The sequence below is a fragment of the Streptomyces sp. NPDC096310 genome, assembly GCF_044763125.1.
Lineage (GTDB): Bacteria > Actinomycetota > Actinomycetes > Streptomycetales > Streptomycetaceae > Streptomyces.
The window spans coordinates 1-14,367 of sequence record NZ_JBIWFO010000025.1 but is presented as its reverse complement, the minus strand read 5'-3'; the positions used below and the strand labels follow the sequence as shown (position 1 = coordinate 14,367).

The window sequence follows — 14,367 nt, the reverse complement described above, 5'->3', positions numbered from 1 at the left end:
GTCAGCTCTCGTCGTGCGCGACCGCGCGCCGCGCGTCCGCGTCGAGCACACCCCAACTGATGAGCTGCTCGGTCAGGACCGACGGCGACTGGTCGTAGATGACGGCCAGGGTGCGCAGGTCGTCCTGGCGGATCGACAGCACCTTGCCGTTGTAGTCGCCCCGCTGGCTCTGGATCGTCGCCGCGTACCGCTGGAGCGGGCCGGCCTTCTCCTGCGGCACGTGGGCCAGGCGCTCCAGGTCGAGAACGAGCTTCGGCGGCGGCTCGGCGGCGCCGCCGGGCGTCGTGCCGGGAAGAAGCTCCTGCACCGGGACACCGTAGAAGTCCGCCAGCTCGGCGAGGCGCTGCACCGTGACGGCACGGTCTCCACGCTCGTACGAACCCACCACGACGGCCTTCCAGCGGCCCTGGGACTTCTCCTCCACGCCATGGAGCGAGAGGCCCTGCTGGGTGCGGATGGCGCGGAGTTTGGCCCCGAGCTGCTTTGCGTATTCGCTGGACATATAGCTCCCCGGACGAAGTCTGGTAACTCACTGTGAGGTTACGCAGCGTTACTTGGATGCGTCAAGCCGGGGGAGCCGTACCGGGGTCCGTACCGGCCTCCGTACCGCGCACCGTACCGCCGTCCGTACCGCGCTCGCACCGTCCGCGGGCCGCTCACGGGCGGGGGCGGGGTCAAATGTGCCGCGGACCCCCTGCTAGCCTGGGTGGCGTAGTTTCTGGCATTTCCGACGTCCTTTAAGGTCCGTCCCGTGAGGCGGAGAAGGAGGTCCGTTTCTTATGGACGCAAGCAAGAACGTGAGCGGCGACGCGAGCGCCACGGACACGACGGCCGGACCCGGTGCGGCCCGCCCGGTCCTGGAGGCCCCCGACATCGCGCGGGTCCTGACCCGTATCGCCCACGAGATCGTCGAACGCGCCAAGGGCGCCGACGACGTGGTGCTGCTCGGCATTCCGACCCGCGGGGTCTTCCTGGCCCGCCGGCTCGCCGGGAAACTCGCCGAGATCACCGGCCGCACCATCCCGGTCGGCTCCCTCGACATCACCATGTACCGCGACGACCTGCGGCTGCGGCCCGCCCGCGCGCTGGCCCGCACCGACATCCCCGGGGACGGCGTCGACGGACGGCTGGTCGTCCTCGTCGACGACGTGCTCTTCTCCGGCCGCACGATCCGCGCCGCCCTCGACGCGCTCGGAGACATCGGCCGCCCGCGCGCCGTCCAGCTCGCGGTCCTCGTCGACCGCGGCCACCGCGAGCTGCCGATCCGCGCCGATTACGTCGGCAAGAACCTCCCCACCTCGCTGCGGGAGACGGTCAAGGTCCAGCTCGCGGAGGAGGACGGCCGCGACACCGTGCTGCTCGGTCTCCAGCGGCCCGCCACGTCCGGCGAGCGGTAGCTGACCCGCCCGTACGCCGTCCCACCCCGTACGGCTGCCTCAGCGCGCCCGCACGCCCGCACACCCCACCACATCCGGAGCGCTCTTTCCGATGCTGCGTCTTCCCGGGGCGAACCCCCGCACACCCGGCCACCTGATCTCCGCCGCCGATCTCAGCCGCGACGACGCCGTGCTGATCCTCGACACCGCCGAGGAGATGGCCCGGGTCGCCGACCGGCCCATCAAGAAACTGCCCACCCTGCGCGGCCGTACCGTCGTCAACCTCTTCTTCGAGGACTCGACCCGCACCCGGATCTCCTTCGAGGCCGCCGCCAAGCGCCTCTCCGCCGACGTGATCAACTTCTCGGCCAAGGGCTCGTCCGTCTCCAAGGGCGAATCGCTCAAGGACACCGCGCTCACCCTGGAGGCGATGGGTGCCGACGCCGTCGTCATCCGGCACGGTGCCTCCGGCGCCCCGTACCGCCTCGCCACCTCCGGCTGGATCGACGGCGCGGTCGTCAACGCGGGCGATGGCACCCACGAACACCCGACCCAGGCCCTCCTCGACGCCTTCACCCTGCGCCGCAGGCTGGTCGGCGCCGACGAGGGGATCGGCCGCGACCTGGCCGGGCGGCGGGTCACCATCGTCGGTGACGTACTGCACAGCCGCGTCGCCCGCTCCAACGTCCTGCTGCTCGACACGCTCGGCGCCCGGGTCACCGTCGTCGCGCCGCCCACCCTGGTACCGATCGGCGTCGAGCACTGGCCCTGCGAGGTCAGCTACGACCTCGACCGGGTGCTGCCCACGTCCGACGCCGTGATGATGCTGCGGGTGCAGCGCGAGCGGATGAACGCCGCCTTCTTCCCGACCGAGCGCGAGTACTCCCGGCGCTACGGCCTGGACGGCGAGCGGATGCGCCGGATGCCCGGCGACTCCGTCGTCATGCACCCCGGACCGATGAACCGCGGCATGGAGATCACCGCCGAGGTCGCCGACTCCGATCGCTGCACAGCCGTCGAGCAGGTCGCCAACGGCGTCTCCATCCGGATGGCCGTGCTCTACCTGCTGCTGGGCGGCAACGAGCCCGCCGTCACCACGTCCCGCCCGGCCCCCGGGCCGTCCCGCCCGTCACCCGAGGAGAACAAGTAACCATGAGCAAGATCCTGATCCGGGGCGCCCAGGTGCTCGGCGACTTCCAGGGTGTACAGGACGTACTGATCGACGGCGAGGTGATCGAGGCGGTGGGCACCGGCCTGGACGCCGAGGACGCCACCGTCGTGGCGGCCGCCGGGCAGATCCTGCTGCCCGGCCTGGTCGACCTCCACACCCATCTGCGCGAGCCCGGCCGCGAGGACTCCGAGACCGTTCTGACCGGTACGAAGGCCGCTGCGCTCGGCGGCTTCACCGCCGTCCACGCCATGGCGAACACCTTCCCCGTCGCCGACACGGCCGGCGTCGTCGAGCAGGTCTGGCGGCTCGGCAGGGAGTCCGGCTACTGCGATGTGCAGCCCGTCGGCGCCGTCACCGTCGGCCTGGAGGGCAAGCACCTCGCCGAGCTGGGTGCCATGAACGACTCCGCCGCGGGCGTCCGGGTCTTCTCCGACGACGGCAAGTGCGTCGACGACGCGGTGATCATGCGCAGGGCGCTGGAGTACGTGAAGGCGTTCGACGGCGTCGTCGCCCAGCACGCCCAGGAGCCGCGCCTCACCGAGGGCGCCCAGATGAACGAGGGCGTCGTCTCCGCGGAGCTGGGGCTCGGCGGCTGGCCCGCCGTCGCCGAGGAGTCGATCATCGCGCGCGATGTGCTGCTCGCCGCGCACGTCGGCTCCCGCGTGCACATCTGCCACCTCTCCACCGCCGGCTCGGTCGAGCTGGTCCGCTGGGCGAAGTCCAAGGGGTGGGACGTCACCGCCGAGGTCACCCCGCACCACCTCCTCCTCACCGACGAACTCGTACGGTCGTACAACCCCGTCTACAAGGTGAACCCGCCCCTGCGCACCGAGGCCGACGTCCTCGCCCTGCGCGCGGCCCTCGCGGACGGCACGATCGACTGCGTCGCCACCGACCACGCCCCCCACCCGCACGAGGACAAGGACTGCGAGTGGGCCGCGGCCGCCATGGGCATGGTCGGCCTGGAGACCGCCTTGTCGGTGGTCCAGGAGACGATGGTCGAGACCGGACTGCTGGACTGGGCGGGTGTCGCCGACCGGATGTCGTTCCGTCCGGCACGCATCGGCCGCCTCGAAGGCCACGGCCGACCCGTCTCGGCAGGCGAGCCCGCCAACCTCACCCTGGTCGATCCGGCATACCGTGGAGCCGTGGACCCCGCGGGATTCGCCTCCCGCAGCCGTAACACCCCCTACGAGGGGCGTGAGCTGCCGGGACGCGTGACCCACACCTTCCTGCGGGGCCGTGCCACGGTCGTCGACGGGAATCTGGCGTGAGAACTGCGAACCTTCTGCTTCCACTGGCCGCCGAACAGAAATCGGCGGACGTGACCGACTGGGCCGCCCGGATCGGCTGGGTGGCCGGACTGCTGCTCTTCGTCGTCCTCGTGTACTGGCTGATGCGCCAGGGCTGGAAGTGGCGCGGCAGCCTCCAGTCGGACCTGCCCGAGCTGCCGACGGTGCCGGCCGACCCCGGCGAGGCGAGACTGACGATGACGGGCCGCTACCACGGCTCCACGACCGCCGGGCAGTGGCTCGACCGGATCGTGGCGCACGGCCTCGGCGCCCGCAGCCGCGTGGAGCTGACACTCACCGACGCCGGGCTCGACGTCGTACGCCCCGGCGCGAACGACTTCTTCGTACCGGTGGAGCGGCTGCGCGAGGCCCGGCTGGACAAGGGCATCGCGGGCAAGGTCCTCGCCGAGGGCGGGCTGCTGATCGTCACCTGGGAGCACGGGGACCGGCTGATCGACTCCGGCTTCCGCTCGGACCGCTCGGCCGAACACGCCGCCTGGGTCGACGCCCTCAACTCCATGAACAAGTCCGTCGCGACACACCGCACCAGCACTACGGAAGGCCCCGCACGATGACCACCTCCGCCCGGGAAACCGCCCGCGTAAAGGCGTCTCCCGCCGTACTCGTCCTGGAGGACGGCCGCAGCTTCCGCGGCCGCGCCTACGGGGCCGTGGGGGAGACCTTCGGCGAGGCCGTCTTCTCCACCGGCATGACCGGCTACCAGGAGACCCTCACCGACCCGTCGTACCACCGCCAGGTCGTCGTGATGACCGCCCCGCACATCGGGAACACCGGCGTGAACGACGAGGACCCCGAGTCCCGGCGGATCTGGGTCTCCGGCTATGTCGTACGGGATCCCGCGCGCACCCCGTCCAACTGGCGCTCGCGCCGCTCCCTCGACGACGAACTGGTCGCCCAGGGCGTCGTCGGCATCAGCGGCGTCGACACCCGCGCCCTCACCCGCCACCTCCGCGAGCGCGGCGCCATGCGCGTCGGCATCTTCTCCGGGGAGTCCCTGGCCGACGAGGCGGCGCTGCTCGCCCGGGTCCGGCAGGCTCCGGAGATGACCGGCGCCGACCTCTCCGCCGAGGTCGCCACCGAGCAGCCGTACGTCGTCCCCGCGATCGGCCCCGACGGCGTAGCGGTCCCCTTGGGCACCGCGCGCTTCACCGTCGCCGCGCTCGACCTCGGCATCAAGGGCATGACCCCGCACCGGATGGCCCAGCGCGGCATCGAGGTGCACGTACTGCCCGCCACCGCCACGCTGGACGAGGTGTACGCGACCGAGCCCGACGGGGTCTTCCTCTCCAACGGGCCCGGCGACCCCGCCACCGCCGACCTCACCGTCGTCCGGGGCGTGCTGGAGCGCGGTACGCCGCTCTTCGGCATCTGCTTCGGCAACCAGCTCCTCGGCCGCGCCCTCGGCTTCGGCACGTACAAGCTGAAGTACGGGCACCGGGGGATCAACCAGCCCGTGCAGGACCGGACGACCGGCAAGGTCGAGGTGACCGCCCACAACCACGGGTTCGCCGTCGACGCCCCGCTCGACCGGGTCACCGACACCCCCTACGGCCGCGCCGAGGTCTCCCACGTCTGCCTCAACGACAACGTGGTCGAAGGGCTCAGGCTGCTCGACCGGCCGGTCTTCAGCGTCCAGTACCACCCCGAGGCGGCCGCCGGCCCGCACGACGCCGCGTACCTCTTCGACCGCTTCGTTTCCCTGATGGAGGACCAGCGTGCCTAAGCGCACCGATATCCAGTCCGTCCTGGTCATCGGTTCAGGACCGATCGTCATCGGCCAGGCCGCTGAATTCGACTACTCCGGTACCCAGGCGTGCCGCGTGCTCAGGTCCGAGGGCCTGCGCGTCATCCTGGTCAACTCCAACCCCGCCACGATCATGACGGACCCGGAGATCGCCGACGCCACGTACGTCGAGCCGATCACCCCCGAGTACGTCGAGAAGATCATCGCGAAGGAGCGCCCCGACGCGCTGCTGCCCACCCTCGGCGGCCAGACCGCGCTGAACACGGCGATCTCGCTGCACGGCGCGGGCACCCTCGACAAGTACGGCGTCGAACTGATCGGCGCCAACGTCGAGGCCATCAACAAGGGCGAGGACCGCGACCTCTTCAAGGACGTCGTCAAGGCCGTGTACGAGAAGATCGGCCACGGCGAGTCCGCGCGCTCGGTCATCTGCCACTCCATGGACGACGTCCTCGCCGGCGTCGACACGCTCGGCGGCTACCCCGTCGTCGTCCGCCCCTCCTTCACGATGGGCGGCGCCGGTTCCGGCTTCGCCCACACCGAGGAGGACCTGCGCCGGATCGCCGGACAGGGCCTGATGCTCTCGCCGACCACCGAGGTGCTCCTGGAGGAGTCCATCCTCGGCTGGAAGGAGTACGAGCTGGAGCTGATGCGCGACAAGCACGACAACGTCGTGGTCGTCTGCTCCATCGAGAACTTCGACCCGATGGGCGTGCACACCGGCGACTCGATCACCGTCGCGCCCGCGATGACCCTCACCGACCGCGAGTACCAGATCCTGCGGGACGTCGGCATCGCCGTGATCCGCGAGGTCGGCGTCGACACCGGCGGCTGCAACATCCAGTTCGCGATCAACCCGGACGACGGCCGCGTCATCGTCATCGAGATGAACCCGCGTGTCTCCCGCTCCTCCGCGCTCGCCTCCAAGGCCACCGGTTTCCCGATCGCCAAGATCGCCGCCAGGCTCGCCGTCGGCTACACGCTGGACGAGATCCCCAACGACATCACCGAGAAGACCCCGGCGTCCTTCGAGCCCACGCTCGACTACGTCGTCGTCAAGGTGCCCCGGTTCGCCTTCGAGAAGTTCCCGGCCGCCGACGCCAGCCTCACCACCACCATGAAGTCCGTCGGCGAGGCCATGGCCATCGGCCGCAACTTCACCGAGGCCCTCCAGAAGGCCCTGCGCTCGCTGGAGAAGGCCGGCAGCCAGTTCGCCTTCACCGGGGACCCGGGCGACCGCGCCGAGCTGCTGGAGACCGCCAAGATCCCCACCGACGGCCGGATCAACACCGTCATGCGGGCCATCAGGGCCGGGGCCACCCCCGAGGAGGTCTTCGACGCCACGAAGATCGACCCCTGGTTCGTCGACCAGCTCTTCCTGATCAAGGAGTACGCGGACGAGCTGGCCGCCGCGGAACGGCTCGACCCCGACCTGCTCGCCGAGGCCAAGCGGCACGGCTTCTCCGACGCCCAGATCGCCGCGATCCGCGGACTGCGCGAGGACGTCGTCCGCGAGGTCAGGCACGCCCTCGGCGTACGCCCCGTCTACAAGACGGTGGACACCTGCGCCGCCGAGTTCGCCGCGAAGACCCCGTACTTCTACTCCTCGTACGACGAGGAGAGCGAGGTCGCGCCCCGCGAGAAGCCCGCCGTGATCATCCTCGGCTCCGGTCCCAACCGGATCGGCCAGGGCATCGAGTTCGACTACTCCTGCGTCCACGCCTCCTTCGCGCTGAGCGACGCCGGGTACGAGACCGTCATGGTCAACTGCAACCCGGAGACCGTCTCCACCGACTACGACACCTCCGACCGGCTCTACTTCGAGCCGCTCACCCTGGAGGACGTCCTGGAGATCGTGCACGCCGAGACCCTGGCAGGACCGATCGCGGGCGTCGTCGTCCAGCTCGGCGGCCAGACCCCGCTGGGCCTCGCGCAGGCCCTCAAGGACAACGGCGTACCCGTGGTCGGCACGCCACCCGAGGCGATCCACGCCGCCGAGGACCGGGGCGCCTTCGGCCGGGTCCTCGCCGAGGCCGGACTGCCCGCGCCGAAGCACGGCACCGCCACCACCTTCGCCGAGGCCAAGGCGATCGCCGACGAGATCGGCTACCCGGTCCTCGTCCGTCCCTCGTACGTCCTCGGCGGACGCGGTATGGAGATCGTCTACGACGAGACCCGGCTTTCCTCGTACATCGCCGAGTCCACCGAGATCAGTCCCACCCGCCCGGTCCTGGTGGACCGGTTCCTCGACGACGCCATCGAGATCGACGTGGACGCGCTCTACGACGGTACGGAGCTGTACCTCGGCGGTGTCATGGAGCACATCGAGGAGGCCGGCATCCACTCCGGCGACTCGGCGTGCGCCCTGCCGCCCATCACGCTCGGCGGCTTCGACATCAAGCGGCTGCGCGCCTCCACGGAGGCCATCGCGCGCGGTGTCGGCGTGCGCGGACTGATCAACATCCAGTTCGCGATGGCCGGCGACATCCTCTACGTCCTGGAGGCCAACCCGCGCGCCTCCCGTACCGTCCCCTTCACCTCGAAGGCGACCGCCGTACCGCTCGCGAAGGCCGCCGCCCGTATCTCGCTCGGCGCCACCGTCGCGGAGCTGCGCGCGGAGGGGCTGCTGCCCGCGCAGGGCGACGGCGGCACGCTGCCGCTCGACGCGCCGATCTCCGTCAAGGAGGCCGTGATGCCGTGGTCGCGCTTCCGCGACATCCACGGACGCGGTGTGGACACCGTCCTCGGCCCGGAGATGCGCTCCACCGGCGAGGTCATGGGCATCGACTCGGCCTTCGGCACGGCGTACGCCAAGTCGCAGGCCGGCGCGTACGGTCCGCTGCCCGTCAAGGGCCGCGCCTTCATCTCCGTCGCCAACCGCGACAAGCGCTCGATGATCTTCCCGGCGCGCGAGCTGGTCGCCCACGGCTTCGAGCTGCTGGCCACCTCGGGCACCGCCGAGGTCCTCAAGCGCAACGGCATCAAGGCCACCGTCGTACGCAAGCAGTTCGAGGGCGAGGGCCCGGACGGTGAGAAGACCATCGTCCAGCTCATCCACGAGGGGGGAGTCGACCTCATCGTCAACACCCCGTACGGCACCGGCGGCCGGCTCGACGGCTACGACATCCGTACGGCTGCCGTGGCGCGCGGTGTGCCCTGCCTCACGACGGTCCAGGCGCTGGCCGCCGCCGTCCAGGGCATCGACGCCCTGAAACACGGTGACGTCGGCGTCCGCTCCCTCCAGGAGCACGCACGCCACCTCACCGCGGCGCGCGAGGACTGATCCCCATGAACATGACGGACACGATGTACCGGATCCTCTTCCGGCTGGTCTTCCGGCGGATGGACCCCGAACAGGCGCACCACCTGGCCTTCCGGTGGATCCGGCTGGCCGCCCGCGTCCCCGGCTTGCGCACCTTCGCCGCCGCCGCGCTCGCCCCCCGCTTCGCGGAACTGCGCACGGAGGCGTTCGGGCTGCGCATGCACGGCCCCTTCGGGCTCGCCGCGGGGTTCGACAAGAACGCCGTGGGCATCGACGGCCTGGCCATGGCCGGTTTCGACCATGTCGAGATCGGCACCGTCACCGGCGAGCCACAGTCCGGCAACCCGAAGCAGCGGCTCTTCCGGCTCGTCCCCGACCGGGCGCTGATCAACCGCATGGGCTTCAACAACGAGGGCTCCGCCGCCGTGGCGGAGCGCCTCGCGGCCCGTACGGCGCGTGGGCCCGTCTTCAGGACGACCGTCGGCGTCAACATCGGCAAGACCAAGGTCGTCCCCGAGAGTGAAGCCGTCGCCGACTACGTGCTCTCCACGGAGCGGCTGGCCCGGCACGCCGACTACCTCGTGGTCAACGTCAGTTCGCCGAACACACCCGGGCTGCGCACCCTCCAGGCCGTCGACCGGCTCAGGCCGCTGCTCACCGCCGTACGCGAGGCCGCCGACCGTACCGTCACCCGGCGGCGCGTCCCCCTCCTGGTCAAGATCGCGCCCGATCTCGCCGACGAGGACATCGACGCCGTCGCCGACCTGGCCGTGGAACTGGGCCTGGACGGCATCATCGCCACCAACACCACCATCGCCCGCGAGAGCCTGGGCCTCAGGTCAGGCCCCGCCCTGACCGCCGAGACGGGCGGACTGTCCGGCGCGCCTCTCAAGGAGCGCTCGCTGGAGGTGCTGAGCCGCCTGTACGCGCGGGTGGGCGACCGGATCACCCTGGTGGGCGTCGGGGGCGTGGAGGACGCCGAGGACGCCTGGCAGCGCATCCTGGCCGGTGCCACGCTCGTCCAGGGGTACAGCGCGTTCATCTACCGGGGCCCGTTCTGGAGCCGCGAGATCCACAAGGGGCTCGCGGCCCGGCTCGCCCTCTCCCCGTACGCCACCCTCGCCGAGGCCGTGGGCGCTGCCACCCGCGACGCACGGAGCCGGAAGAAGGCCGACGCATGACCGAGCGGATCCTCCCGGGCCCTTGGGGCCCCACGCGTCCCACGGCACCCTTCGGAGCGCGGCTGCGGCAGGCGATGGACCGCCGCGGTCCGCTCTGCGTGGGCATCGACCCGCACGGCTCGCTCCTCACCGACTGGGGGCTCGACGACGATGTCGCGGGCCTGGAGCGGTTCACCCGTACGACGGTGGAGGCGCTGGCCGACCGGGTCGCCGTGCTCAAACCGCAGTCGGCCTTCTTCGAGCGCTTCGGGTCGCGCGGCATCGCCGTCCTGGAGAAGGCCGTCGCGGAGGCGCGGGAGGCCGGGGCGCTGGTCCTGATGGACGCCAAGCGCGGCGACATCGGCTCCACGATGGGCGCGTACGCGGCGGCCTACCTGGATCCGGCCTCGCCGCTCTTCTCGGACGCCGTGACGCTCTCCCCGTATCTCGGCTTCGGCTCGCTGCGCCCGGCGCTGGACGCGGCCTCGGCGGCCGGCTGCGGGGTCTTCGTCCTGGCGCTGACCTCCAACCCGGAGGGCGCCGAGGTGCAGCGGGCCACCGCCGCCGACGGGCGCCCGCTCGCGCGGCTCATGCTCGACCACATCGCCGCCGAGAACGCGGGCGCGGAGCCGCTCGGATCGGTCGGCGCGGTCGTGGGGGCCACCCTCGGGGACCTCGGGGAGACGGTGGACCTCGCGATCAACGGGCCGCTGCTGGCCCCGGGGATCGGCGCGCAGGGCGCGACGCCCGCCGATCTGCCCGGTGTCTTCGGCGCGGCGGCCGGGAACGTCGTACCGAGCGTCAGCCGGGGTGTTCTGCGTCACGGTCCCGACGCCGGGGCCCTGCGGAAGGCCGCCGACCGCTTCGCGGACGAGGTGAGAACGGCTGTCGGCGGTGGCACGGCCGGCAGGTGACGAAGGCAATGAGCGGCTTCCTGTCCAAAAAGTTGGGCAAAATGACCAAAATGTCACCCCTGGCCGATGCTGACCAGGACTTTTCGTCTGTTCTCGCTGACTCGGACGGACTTGGCCGCTAGTCTCCGTCGAGAGCCAACGCGCAGTTCGTTGCCCGTTGCTCGCCTGGTGTGGGGCGATTAGGTTCCTCACCGGTCCGTATCCGACAGTTCGACATCCGAGGTGACGTAGGCGTGGCTCTTCCGCCCCTTACCCCTGAACAGCGCGCAGCCGCGCTCGAAAAGGCCGCCGCGGCTCGCCGGGAGCGGGCCGAGGTCAAGAATCGACTCAAGCATTCCGGCGCTTCGCTCCATGACGTGATCAAGCAGGGTCAGGAGAACGACGTCATCGGGAAGATGAAGGTCTCCGCCCTCCTGGAGTCGCTGCCCGGCGTGGGCAAGGTCCGCGCCAAGCAGATCATGGAGCGGCTCGGGATCTCCGAGAGCCGCCGCGTGCGGGGTCTTGGCTCCAATCAGATCGCGTCCCTGGAGCGCGAGTTCGGCGGTGGCGGCGCCTGACGTTTCCGGGCACCCCCGGGAACCTGGATAATCGCCGCATGGCAGCAGACGTACGACCGCGGCTGACCGTGCTCTCCGGCCCCTCCGGGGTCGGTAAGAGCACGGTCGTCGCCCATATGCGCAAGGTCCACCCCGAGGTATGGCTCTCGGTGTCGGCCACCACGAGAAAGCCGCGCCCCGGTGAGCGTCACGGGGTCCAGTACTTCTTCGTCACCGACGACGAGTTCGACAAGTCGGTGGCCAACGGCGAACTGCTGGAATGGGCGGAGTTCGCGGGCAACCGGTACGGGACCCCTCGGCAGGCGGTCCTGGACCGCCTGGCCGCGGGGGAGCCCGTACTCCTGGAGATCGACCTCCAGGGCGCCCGGCAGGTCAAGGAGTCGATGCCGGACTCCCGGCTGGTCTTCCTGGCCCCGCCGAGCTGGGACGAGCTGGTGCGCCGGCTCACCGGCCGGGGCACGGAGTCGGCCGAGGTGATCGAGCGCAGGCTGGCCGCAGCGAAGGTGGAACTGGCCGCCGAGTCGGAGTTCGACACGACCCTGGTCAACACCTCGGTCGAGGACGTCGCACGCGAGCTGCTAGCCTTGATGGCAGTTGCATGATCTTTTGTGTGCTGTCCTCAGGGACCGCCCGGTACGCCGGGGCGGCGAGAAGCCGCCGGTCCATGAGAATTCCCCGGTCCACGGGGTGCGGCAGTACGCGATCCCCTGTTTTTCCCTGAATTTTCTTCGGAAGGCAAGAGAGTGTCCTCTTCCATCACCACGCCCGAGGGCATCATCAACCCGCCGATCGATGAGCTGCTCGAGGCCACGGACTCGAAGTACAGCCTCGTGATCTACGCGGCCAAGCGCGCGCGCCAGATCAACGCGTACTACTCGCAGCTCGGTGAGGGCCTGCTCGAGTACGTCGGTCCGCTGGTGGACACCCACGTCCACGAGAAGCCGCTCTCGATCGCCCTGCGCGAGATCAACGCGGGCCTGCTGACCTCCGAGGCCATCGAGGGCCCCGCCCAGTAGGCACCCCACGGCACACGCTTTCTCACCACGGGCCCGGCAGCGCGACTGCCGGGCCCGTGGTGTGTCATGGGAGCTGTCACGATCGTGCGGGACACCCCCGCACGGCCGGCTCCGGCCGGCTTCGGTGCAGCGGAGGGGAGAGACACGGTGGAGAAAGACACGGTGGAGAAGCCGAAGGTCGTTCTGGGGGTCGCCGGGGGGATCGCCGCGTACAAGGCGTGCGAGCTCCTGCGCCGGCTGACCGAATCGGGCCATGACGTACGGGTCGTACCGACCGAGTCCGCGCTCCACTTCGTGGGGGCGGCGACCTGGTCGGCGCTCTCGGGCCACCCCGTCTCCACAGAGGTCTGGTCCGACGTCCACGAGGTGCCCCACGTACGGATCGGCCAGGGCGCCGACCTGGTCGTGGTGGCCCCGGCCACCGCAGACCTGCTCGCGAAGGCGGCGCACGGCCTCGCGGACGACCTGCTGACCAACACGCTCCTCACGGCCCGCTGTCCGGTCGTCTTCGCGCCCGCCATGCACACCGAGATGTGGGAGCACCCCGCCACCCAGAAGAACGTCGCGACGCTGCGCGCCCGGGGCGCCGTCGTGATCGAACCCGCCGTGGGCCGGCTCACCGGCGTCGACACCGGCAAGGGGCGGCTGCCGGACCCGGGCGAGATCTTCGAGCTGTGCCGCCGGACCCTGGCCCGTGGCGTACCCGTACCCGACCTGGCGGGACGCCATGTGGTGATCAGTGCCGGGGGGACGCGTGAACCGCTCGACCCGGTCCGCTACCTGGGCAACCGCTCCTCCGGCAAACAGGGGTACGCCCTGGCCCGTACGGCCGTGGCCCGGGGCGCCAGGGTCACGCTCGTCGAGGCGAACACGGGGCTGCCGGACCCGGCGGGCGTCGACATGGTCCATGTCGGTACGGCGCTCCAGCTCCGCGAGGCCGTACTGAAGGCCGTCGCCGAGGCCGACGTGGTGGTCATGGCGGCGGCCGTGGCCGATTTCCGCCCCGCTGTCCAGGCCGAGGGAAAGATCAAGAAGAAGGACGGCGAGGAGCCCGCGCCGGTCGCTCTCGTCCGTAATCCGGACATCCTCGCCGAGCTGTCCGCCACGCGCGCCCGCCCCGGACAGGTCGTCGTCGGGTTCGCGGCGGAGACGGACGACGTCCTCGCCAACGGCCGGCGCAAGCTGCGGCGCAAGGGATGCGACCTCCTTGTCGTCAACGAGGTCGGGGAGCACAAGGTGTTCGGCACGGAGGGGAACGAGGCGGTCGTCCTCGCGGCGGACGGCACCGAGACGCCCGTACCGTACGGTCCGAAGGAGGCCCTGGCGGACGTGGTCTGGGACCTCGTGGCGCTACGGAAGGTGTCCGGATGACAACGGTGCGGCCGAGGGGACGGGACGGGCGGTGACCGACCTCCGGCCGTATGAATTCTCCATTGCGCCCCCTTTCTTCCCCTTTGCCGTTTCTGCGCCCTTCGTCACATCTCTCTCAGGGCTCTGGCCAGGGGCGATCACCGTGGCGCATAATGCGAGACCGCGACCCCGGGGGCTCCCACAGATCGAGACACTTGCCCCCGTGGCCCGATTCGACCGATAAAGTGGTCGAGGAACGTCGCGGGGCGTGCAGCGCCCCGTACGATCCGCCAATGATCAGCCAGCAGCCGCTGCAACCTCAGGGAGCGATGTGTCCCGCCGTCTCTTCACCTCGGAGTCAGTGACCGAAGGTCACCCCGACAAGATCGCTGACCAGATCAGCGACACCATTCTTGACGCGCTCCTCCAGGAGGATCCGTCCTCCCGGGTCGCCGTGGAGACCTTGATCACCACTGGTCTGGTGCATGTCGCCGGTGAGGTGAC

Annotated in this window: 14 protein-coding genes; 13 read left to right on the top strand and 1 reads right to left on the bottom strand. The window is 70.6% G+C overall.

The genetic code is table 11. The features are described from left to right. Window position 1: 1 nt before the first annotated feature. Window positions 2-502, bottom strand: a complete 501-nt coding sequence (gene bldD, locus ACIQ7D_RS31390; protein WP_329828429.1) for a transcriptional regulator BldD — start codon at window positions 500-502, stop codon at window positions 2-4. 277 nt (window positions 503-779) lie between these two features. Between bldD and pyrR the strand changes: the two genes are divergently transcribed. From pyrR to ACIQ7D_RS31325, 13 genes are all read left to right on the top strand, one after another. Next, window positions 780-1,397, top strand: a complete 618-nt coding sequence (gene pyrR, locus ACIQ7D_RS31385) for a bifunctional pyr operon transcriptional regulator/uracil phosphoribosyltransferase PyrR (RefSeq protein ID WP_403943428.1) — start codon at window positions 780-782, stop codon at window positions 1,395-1,397. Window positions 1,398-1,488: 91 nt separating this feature from the next. After that, window positions 1,489-2,526 (top strand): aspartate carbamoyltransferase catalytic subunit, encoded by a 1,038-nt coding sequence (locus tag ACIQ7D_RS31380; RefSeq protein WP_403943426.1) that lies wholly within the window; start codon window positions 1,489-1,491, stop codon window positions 2,524-2,526. Between the two features lie 2 nt (window positions 2,527-2,528). Then, window positions 2,529-3,821 (top strand): dihydroorotase, encoded by a 1,293-nt coding sequence (locus tag ACIQ7D_RS31375; protein WP_403943424.1) that lies wholly within the window; start codon window positions 2,529-2,531, stop codon window positions 3,819-3,821. Continuing rightward, window positions 3,818-4,414 carry a hypothetical protein gene (locus tag ACIQ7D_RS31370; protein WP_403943422.1) on the top strand — a complete coding sequence of 199 codons (597 nt, stop codon included), beginning with the start codon at window positions 3,818-3,820 and terminating at the stop codon, window positions 4,412-4,414. The genes ACIQ7D_RS31375 and ACIQ7D_RS31370 overlap by 4 nt, the downstream gene beginning before the upstream one ends. Then, the gene (gene carA, locus ACIQ7D_RS31365; RefSeq protein ID WP_403943419.1) at window positions 4,411-5,583 is read left to right on the top strand and encodes a glutamine-hydrolyzing carbamoyl-phosphate synthase small subunit; all 1,173 of its coding nucleotides are present in this window, start codon (window positions 4,411-4,413) and stop codon (window positions 5,581-5,583) included. Before ACIQ7D_RS31370 ends, carA begins: the two co-directional genes overlap by 4 nt. Continuing rightward, a complete protein-coding gene (gene carB / locus ACIQ7D_RS31360) occupies window positions 5,576-8,887 on the top strand; it encodes a carbamoyl-phosphate synthase large subunit (protein ID WP_403943416.1) in 3,312 nt (1,103 codons plus the stop codon). The genes carA and carB overlap by 8 nt, the downstream gene beginning before the upstream one ends. Before the next feature lie 23 nt (window positions 8,888-8,910). After that, a complete protein-coding gene (locus ACIQ7D_RS31355) occupies window positions 8,911-10,047 on the top strand; it encodes a quinone-dependent dihydroorotate dehydrogenase (protein WP_403943601.1) in 1,137 nt (378 codons plus the stop codon). Next, complete coding sequence (pyrF, locus tag ACIQ7D_RS31350) at window positions 10,044-10,940, top strand: orotidine-5'-phosphate decarboxylase (protein WP_403943414.1); 897 nt, start codon at window positions 10,044-10,046, stop codon at window positions 10,938-10,940. The genes ACIQ7D_RS31355 and pyrF overlap by 4 nt, the downstream gene beginning before the upstream one ends. Window positions 10,941-11,173: 233 nt before the next feature. Beyond that, on the top strand, window positions 11,174-11,497 hold the full coding sequence (locus tag ACIQ7D_RS31345; RefSeq protein ID WP_329828420.1) for an integration host factor: 324 nt from the start codon (window positions 11,174-11,176) through the stop codon (window positions 11,495-11,497). A gap of 38 nt (window positions 11,498-11,535) precedes the next feature. After that, on the top strand, window positions 11,536-12,099 hold the full coding sequence (gene gmk, locus ACIQ7D_RS31340) for a guanylate kinase (RefSeq protein ID WP_403943411.1): 564 nt from the start codon (window positions 11,536-11,538) through the stop codon (window positions 12,097-12,099). A 141-nt stretch (window positions 12,100-12,240) separates the two neighbouring features. Further along, window positions 12,241-12,513 (top strand): DNA-directed RNA polymerase subunit omega, encoded by a 273-nt coding sequence (gene rpoZ / locus ACIQ7D_RS31335; protein WP_003970369.1) that lies wholly within the window; start codon window positions 12,241-12,243, stop codon window positions 12,511-12,513. Between the two features lie 162 nt (window positions 12,514-12,675). After that, complete coding sequence (coaBC, locus tag ACIQ7D_RS31330) at window positions 12,676-13,884, top strand: bifunctional phosphopantothenoylcysteine decarboxylase/phosphopantothenate--cysteine ligase CoaBC (protein ID WP_403943599.1); 1,209 nt, start codon at window positions 12,676-12,678, stop codon at window positions 13,882-13,884. A 310-nt stretch (window positions 13,885-14,194) separates the two neighbouring features. Then, window positions 14,195-14,367: S-adenosylmethionine synthetase N-terminal domain-containing protein (locus tag ACIQ7D_RS31325; protein ID WP_403943596.1), on the top strand; the 173-nt coding region annotated here is incomplete at its 3' end.